The organism is Paenibacillus sp. P4_A7 (assembly GCF_056402455.1).
On sequence record NZ_JBFUHJ010000272.1, the window covers coordinates 1 to 7,508 of the forward strand.

A 7,508-nucleotide genomic window follows, 5' to 3' on the forward strand; every position below is an offset into this window, starting at 1 on the left:
GTGTGCTGCCGATTAGGAAGATTATAATCAAAATTGATAATTGGCTTTTGCCGATTTGCTGCATAACGTCTCCTTTCCACTTATGAGTGATTCTTCTCTTGTGCCTTTTTGAAGCCGCTGCTGCTCATACCCGTTGAATTTACTTTCACCCTCACTGTTATTTTCACTTCCGTTTGCGGAAACACTTCATTCCAGCTATCCTTCACTTCAGCCCATTGCTTCGGAAATTTCTTATGTATAACATTACCGAAGCCCACTACATCCGTTTTATGCTTACGAATAGCCTTCCAGCCCTTCTCCATTACTGCTGTAATCTCATCTTCAATAAGCTTCTGGACAACATCGACCTGTGCAGGCTTCATCAGATCGCCGCCGCAATTGTACTCCATCAGCGTTCCATCAGCTGTCGCAGTCACATGCATAATCCATTTGCTTCCTGATCGCTCTGTCCGCAGCTTGGTTGCTGCATGCTTAATTAATATGGATGATTTTTTCTGTTTTTTGCTTTTTTCATCACAAGCAAATGCTACCGTCGTTCTCTTCACATGATTGGCTAGCCACATAACCCCTTGACTTTCATCATTTGAGATCCATCCTACCAGCTTGTCCCCCTTAATTAGTCCCAGCTCGAATAATCTAACCTTAGACGGCGTATTGGTATGAGTGAGTTTATCCGCCCGATCCATGCTCTCACCTGTTCCAGAGAGGATTAAGCCTGGAATACCGGTCGCTTGAACAGGGCCTAGCAAATCTAAGAATAGGTCATGAATCGTCATTTGACGAAAAGTAGATCTATTTATTTCTTCATTGGCGATCATACGCTGTATGGCCGCACCCGGTATTTTCTCTAGCGGTATAAGCTGCTCAAGCATCCGGCGACCGCTTCCTTTGGCTAGAAATACGTTTACCGTTTCGCGTGAATCTTGGTTGCGCAAATAAGTGTCGAGCAGAGGAGCAATCCCTTTGCGCGCTGCCTCCTCACCGATAATAACAATTTGAGTGTGAGCAAAATAGAGCCGGCGAGACGTTTCTTGGCTCGCCTTGCCTACAGCTTCTCGAAAGCTCTCCCCATTCGTCGAAAATACATTGACCGGTGCTGAACTGCCGGCATTGCTCTGACCTGAAATCGCTTGAGGGATGACGATTTGGAACGATAATACCCATTTCCCCCCCTTCCAATCAACGCTTGTTCCCGAAACAATTGCAATTTCATTGAGCTCCACACGGTTCCAACAGCCAGCTTGCAGCAAGAAAACGAACAGAATCAGCAAGTACCTCCATTTTTTCACAGCCGCTCCTCCTTCCTACGGCTTGCCTGAATGGCGCTGTGCCGGTGGTTTTTTACCATTCGGACGCCGCTTCGGGTTACGTAAATTCAAATCAAGCGGCCGCAGTACAATTGCCCACCAAGGCAGGCGGACGAACACATCTCTCCATATCCCTGCCTTCGTCGGGCCAGGTGCAATTGGAGACATATAAGGCACTCCAAAGGAACGCAGCGACGTTAGATGGACCAGTAAAAACAGTGCCGTAATAAAAATACCGTAAAAACCGAAAATACCCGCCATGAGCATGAAACCGAAGCGGATAATGCGAGAAGTAACAGCCATATTAAATTCCGGCATAACAAAATTTGAAATGGCAGTGAACGAAACGACAATAACCATCCCCGCCGAGACGATTCCAGCCTGTACAGCGGATTGACCGAGCACAAGAGCCCCTACAATTGAAACAGCAGGTCCAATCGCACGCGGCATGCGCAATCCCGCCTCGCGCAGCACCTCGAAAGTTACTTCCATAAGAAGAGCCTCAACCAAACCTGGAAACGGGATACCCTCCCGTTGAGCCGCAAGGCTAATCAAGAGCGTAGTTGGAAGCATTTCCTGGTGAAACGTCGTTACCGCTATATATAAAGCAGGAAGAAACATAGAAATGAAATACGATCCATATCGAATGATGCGAACGAATGTTGCGATATCGAACCGCTGATAATAATCCTCGGGCGATGAGAAAAAGTTAAAAAAAGTCGTCGGTGCAACAAGTGCTATTGGACTGCCATCAACCATGATCGCTACACGTCCCTCAAGTAATGATGCTGCCACCRTATCCGGCCTCTCTGAATTTAACATGKTCGGAAAAAGCGTAAACGTCTCATCTTGTATGAACTCTTCAATGTAGCCGCTCTCGAGAACACCATCGATATCAATATCCGCCAGTCTGCGATACACTTCTTTCAGAATGCCCTCATCTACCGTTCCATGTAAGTAAAGCACCGCTACATTCGAATGGGTTTGCCTACCGATTTTGTGGATTTGCACATGAAGGTCAGACGAACGAATGAATCGACGAATCAAGCTAATGTTGGTTCGAACGTTCTCGACAAAACCGTGCTGAGGTCCCCGAATGACCGTCTGTGTTTGTGCAGCTGTAACACCTCGCTGTTCACCGCCGTTGACATCGGCAGTCAAGGCTATTGCGCTTCCGTCCGCCAAAATAACGCATAAGCCGTCTGTCATATACTGAAGTGCCTCTTCTAATGTACTAACATCCTGCATCGATCCTATTGAAACGACACAGTTGCGCAATGCATCCATCAACTTGCCGCCATTGACATACTCATGCTTGGGCAGCCTCATCGACATTAATGGTTCCATAACGCTTTCGTTGATCGTCTCCGAATCGACTATTCCGCCTATATAAATAATCGCCAGCTCTCGATCAGGAGCCGCATCACTGCGAAACATTCGAATAACGATATCGGCACTATTGCCGAATCGTTTGCGAATAGCTTGTACGTTCGCTGATAGTGATGGACTGAATGGCGTTAACGCCCCTGCGTTTTGTTTGTTCATAACCGCACCTTTCATTTCCTAGATGCTTCTATTTTGCTGTATTTTGGATGGAAATATGTACAGACAGCCTATATTCGTTGAGGCATCTGATCCAGCTTTCATCATTTGCCCCTCATCGGCCTTGATGTTTACTTAACGATATCTGAATAATTAGGCGGCAGCTCAAAGTCTTCCACATGCTTGTATTTGATAACGGACGTATTTCCATCGTTATTTATGTGAAAGGTGATGATATCCTTACCTACAGCGAGGTGAGGACCTACATAGGGAATTACGGTTACTTGAACCTCCATATGGGAGCTGTAGTATTTATATACAAGCTCCGAGCTCTCAAGAAACGGTGCGAATGTAGGGGATACCGTTAACTCGCTTTGATAATAGGTTTCAATTTGCTCCTGTATATCAGGTGCTAGTAAAGTAAGAACGACTCTTTGACAATGATCCATCTCACTCTCCACTGCTGCATTGGCTCGTTGCGCGAACATCATAACGCCTAGCAATGAAATGATAATAGTCAATTTTTTCATACAATCACCCCTTGTGGTTACTTTTTACATAATGCGGAAGGGGTATGCATAGCGATCTTCAAAAACATAAACAATCAAATTCCATTAGCGAAGAACACTATCTAATTATTGTAAATGATACMCACAAATAACCTATGGTATAAGAACACATGTTCCGTATATAATAAGAACAAACGTTCTTATTAGGAGGAAGCAGCATGACAATCGAAAAATGGGTTAGAGCTGGTGAAAACTAATGCCTCTTAACAAAGTCATTATGCTTGCGGATTGCCAATCCTTTTACGCGTCTGTGGAGAAGGCCGACCATCCCGAGTATCACGGATTGCCGATTGTAGTCGCAGGAGATCCGGAGCGCAGATCCGGCATTATTCTCGCGGCTTGTCCACTCGCCAAGTCCTTCGGCATCACGACAGCGGAGCGACTCGGGGAATCACTCGCTAAGTGTCCGAATTTAGTCGTCATTAAGCCCCGGATGCAGCTGTACATTGATGTTTCGATGATGATAACTCGTATTTATCAGTCGTATACCGATTTAGTTGAGCCCTATTCAATTGATGAACAATTTTTGGATGTGACCGGCTCACTGCATTTATATGGATCGCCGGAGGAGCTTGCGCGAATCATTCAGGCGCAAGTTGAAGCGGAGTTAGGCATATACACGCGATTCGGCATTGCCGAGAACAAGATTTTAGCGAAGACAGCTTGTGACAATTTCGCTAAGAAGAACGATTCCGGCATTTACGTCCTATCTAAAGATAGGCTTCACGAGACGCTTTGGACGCTGCCCATCAATAAAATGTTTATGGTCGGCAGCCGAATGACCCGTCATTTTAACGCGATGGGCATGGAAACGATCGGCAAGCTGGCGGAAACGCCTTTAGAGAAGCTAAAGCTGATGATGCGCCGCAAATTCGGCAAAAACTCCGATATAAACGCGGAGCTCTACTCTCGTATTGCCAATGGGATAGATGACAGCCCCGTTACTCCGGGCACGCATCAGGTGGCTCCGAAGGCTATTGGACATATGATGACGCTGCCGCGTGATTACGCGAAGCTGGAGGATATTAAGGTCGTGCTGCTTGAACTGACAGAGCTCGTCTGCCAGCGCTGCCGCAGCAAAGGATATATGGGGCATGTCGTATCAGTAGGCTGTATGGGAGCAGACTTTGACCGGCCTACCGGCTTTAACCGCCAAATGAAAATGGACGATCCTAGCAACGTTACAAATCAGGTGTATCTCGCTGTCATCGAGCTGTTAAAGCGGCACTGGGACGGTCTTCCCGTTCGGAAGGTTGGTGTCAGTCTTTCGCAGTTTTCAACGGATGACGAGTATCAACTTTCTTTATTCGATCCGCATCGCGAGAAATCAGCGGCACTGGAACGAGCCACCGATGCCATTAAATTGAAGTACGGTGATGCTATTATTTTAAGAGCGGCTTCCATAACATTCGCCGGGCAAGCCCATCACCGATCTGAGAAAATTGGGGGACATTACAAATGAGAAAGAAGCTTGAAGGAAACGGCCTCTGGGAATCCAGCCGTATGATGCTGCCAGAGCACAAAGCCGCGATCAATCAACATGAAGCCTCCTTAAAGCAGCGCCATCGCGTGGAGCTTGATGAGCAGGAGTGGGAGCATATATCTCGGTCAATGACTGACTCACTGAAGCAGCGGCACATCATAACCATTCAATTATTCCACCCCCTTGAAGAGAGGATAGTCAATGGTATTGTTGATCGGATTGACCCCCTGCAGAAGCGGTTCATGATTAACGGTGAGTGGTATCCGATCAAGGACATTGAAGGATCAACAATAGATGAATAGAGATGGAAGAGCGTATGCTCCAGCTAATGGTTATGCCGCTATCGCTATGTCTATCTAAGCTTAGTCGAGTCTCCGCGCTGCTTGGCTAACACCGCAAGTTCGATCTTATTCAGCATAAGTCCGTATTCATTTGTTATTTCAAAGGAATTAGGAAGCGGAAGCTTTTGAAAATAGCTCACCATATCGCTAGCCGACCGGAACCAATCACCTGGCTCAGGCGGCTCTAGCGTCTGGTCGCTCCAAGCTGCTCCCAGCTCAGGACTATAAAGCGGTTCAGCGCCTGGCTTCAGACGCTCGCCAAGCAACCGCTCCTTATAGACGCTCTGAGGCGGCTGCTGTCGCACACGAGAGAACAAATGCAGCGCGTAATCCGCCCTTGAACCCGTATGCTTCACAGCTCCCGCAAAGCTGCGAGCGCCCTCATATACGCGGGGAACTCCAAACAGCATTGCGTACAGCCGCTTACCGAATTCGATTCGCTCCTCCAGACGCTCAAAGCTTTCTAAGATAAGACCCGATAGCTTCAGCGTCCCTTTTTTCTGTTCGATCCCGTATGGAAATATAACGCCATTTAGCTGCAGCAGCGACTGTAATCCGAAGAACATCGTTTGAAGCACCTTCTCCTGAAAATAAGGATGCTGCACAACTCGCTGTTCAATGTAATGCTGCTCATTCACAATTAACGCAACCGTCAGCGGAACCGCATCCCGATCCCGCCAAAACAGCTTCCATACTGGCGTCATAAAAGAGGAAACACCCAAGGCAGGAAGCAGGTGGAATAAGCTTCTTCCTCCACGGCAGCTCCACTCATACAGCAGCAGCTGAGGATAGGCATCCTGAAAAATAAGCGCATTCGCCTGCTCCAAAAATCGAAACACCCCATCCTGCTGATCCTTCCGAAGCAGCCAAGGAAGCCACTCCCCTTTTAAATCTGTCATATTCCAGCCGCCATTGCGGGATACAAGATGTGCCAGCAATGCCCAGTGCAGCTCGGGCGTGCGAAAATATACCGCTCGATATGCCTCTGTTCTCGTTACATTGTTGCGATTGCAAGCAGCTGTCTCTGCTTGAATCCGCTCAATAAGCGTTTGTTCCTGCTTACTCCAGCCCTCAGCAACTTCTAGATGCCCCGCTTCCTCCAGCTTCGTCCACGCGGATACAAGCTTTGCTACAGAAGCAGAGGACAGCTGAAGTGGAACCGCTTCGGAAATCATCTGATCCGATGCTTTCATGGCGCTCCATTTGCCAATCGCGTATGCAAATGCCGCGCCAGGCAACTCGATTAGCTGCTTAATCCAGTAAACGAAAGTACGGTGATCCGACCGTTTTTTATTTGGTTCATCCATCGTCAGCGCTCCTCGATGTGCAGCTTAAGCCACCCATATGTAACGTTTAAATGTATCTCTATAATGAACAGTATCCGCTACTCTCTCTTCTGTCATACCGTCCAGTCTCGAGATGCGTGCTTCCTCTCCGCGTTGTATAATAAGGACAAACGATAGACGGAGGTAGAAACTGCGATGTGCGGAAGATACACGCTTACAGTAACGCTGGAGGAACTTATGGTCAGATATCGGATTGATGATACGACAATCCCCTACCATCGTCCGAAATATAATATTGCTCCCAGCCAGCTGGTGCTTGCAATCATAAATGACGGCCAGAGAAATCGCCTAGGCGAGCTGAAATGGGGGCTTATCCCTCCTTGGGCTGATGACCCTAAGCTCGGCATGAGCATGCTGAATGCGCGCTCCGAAACAGCGGCAAGCAAGCCTGCCTTCCAATCACCGCTTCGCCGCAAGCGCTGTCTCATTCCTGCCGACGGCTTCTACGAGTGGAAGAAGACATCACAAGGTAAGCAGCCGATGCGAATCGCGCTGAAAAGCCGCGCATTATTTAGTATGGCAGGTCTTTACGAAACTTGGATTTCACCGGATGGAAGCACCACCATAAATAGCTGTACCATCATGACAACAACGCCAAATCCTTTAGTAGCCCAAATCCACGACCGCATGCCTGTCATCCTGCGTCCAGAGGATGAACTTCGCTGGCTGGATCGTTCTATTCAAGATATTGCGGCACTCACGCCCATGCTGTGTTCATACAGCTCTGATGAGCTTGAAGCATATGCCGTACCAGCAGCAGTTGGCAGCGTCAGGAACGATGATTGCTCCTTAATCGAGCCTTCAGAGCCAGACGAGCAATTGGAGCTATGGTGAATGGAAAAACTTATCCATCAAAAAAAAATCGCTGACCAATAACGGTCAGCGAAACATTCCCCACAATTTCAACAAGTGAAAGGTGT

7 protein-coding genes are annotated in these 7,508 nt (G+C 47.7%); 3 read left to right on the plus strand and 4 right to left on the minus strand.

The window, feature by feature from the left end:
* Window positions 1-80: 80 nt before the first annotated feature.
* The 3 genes from AC1DWN_RS23295 to AC1DWN_RS23305 form a co-directional block, all read right to left on the minus strand.
* On the minus strand, window positions 81-1,289 hold the full coding sequence (locus AC1DWN_RS23295) for a Ger(x)C family spore germination protein (protein WP_477561286.1): 1,209 nt from the start codon (window positions 1,287-1,289) through the stop codon (window positions 81-83).
* Between the two features lie 15 nt (window positions 1,290-1,304).
* The gene (locus AC1DWN_RS23300) at window positions 1,305-2,852 is read right to left on the minus strand and encodes a spore germination protein (RefSeq protein WP_477561287.1); all 1,548 of its coding nucleotides are present in this window, start codon (window positions 2,850-2,852) and stop codon (window positions 1,305-1,307) included.
* 128 nt (window positions 2,853-2,980) lie between these two features.
* The gene (locus tag AC1DWN_RS23305) at window positions 2,981-3,379 is read right to left on the minus strand and encodes a DUF3888 domain-containing protein (protein WP_477561288.1); all 399 of its coding nucleotides are present in this window, start codon (window positions 3,377-3,379) and stop codon (window positions 2,981-2,983) included.
* A gap of 235 nt (window positions 3,380-3,614) precedes the next feature.
* Here AC1DWN_RS23305 and AC1DWN_RS23310 point away from each other — a divergent pair, with 235 nt between their 5' ends.
* Together AC1DWN_RS23310 and AC1DWN_RS23315 are read left to right on the plus strand one after the other, a co-directional pair.
* On the plus strand, window positions 3,615-4,880 hold the full coding sequence (locus tag AC1DWN_RS23310; protein WP_477561289.1) for a DNA polymerase IV: 1,266 nt from the start codon (window positions 3,615-3,617) through the stop codon (window positions 4,878-4,880).
* Entirely contained in the window at window positions 4,877-5,203 is a 327-nt protein-coding gene (locus tag AC1DWN_RS23315; RefSeq protein WP_477561290.1) for a YolD-like family protein, read from the plus strand. The genes AC1DWN_RS23310 and AC1DWN_RS23315 overlap by 4 nt, the downstream gene beginning before the upstream one ends.
* Before the next feature lie 50 nt (window positions 5,204-5,253).
* Here the strand turns inward: AC1DWN_RS23315 and AC1DWN_RS23320 are convergent, their stop codons facing one another.
* A complete protein-coding gene (locus AC1DWN_RS23320) occupies window positions 5,254-6,549 on the minus strand; it encodes a DUF2515 domain-containing protein (protein WP_477561291.1) in 1,296 nt (431 codons plus the stop codon).
* 174 nt (window positions 6,550-6,723) lie between these two features.
* On the opposite strand from AC1DWN_RS23320, the gene AC1DWN_RS23325 reads away from it, so the two are divergent.
* Complete coding sequence (locus tag AC1DWN_RS23325) at window positions 6,724-7,422, plus strand: SOS response-associated peptidase (protein ID WP_477561292.1); 699 nt, start codon at window positions 6,724-6,726, stop codon at window positions 7,420-7,422.
* The last annotated feature ends 86 nt before the right edge of the window (window positions 7,423-7,508 follow it).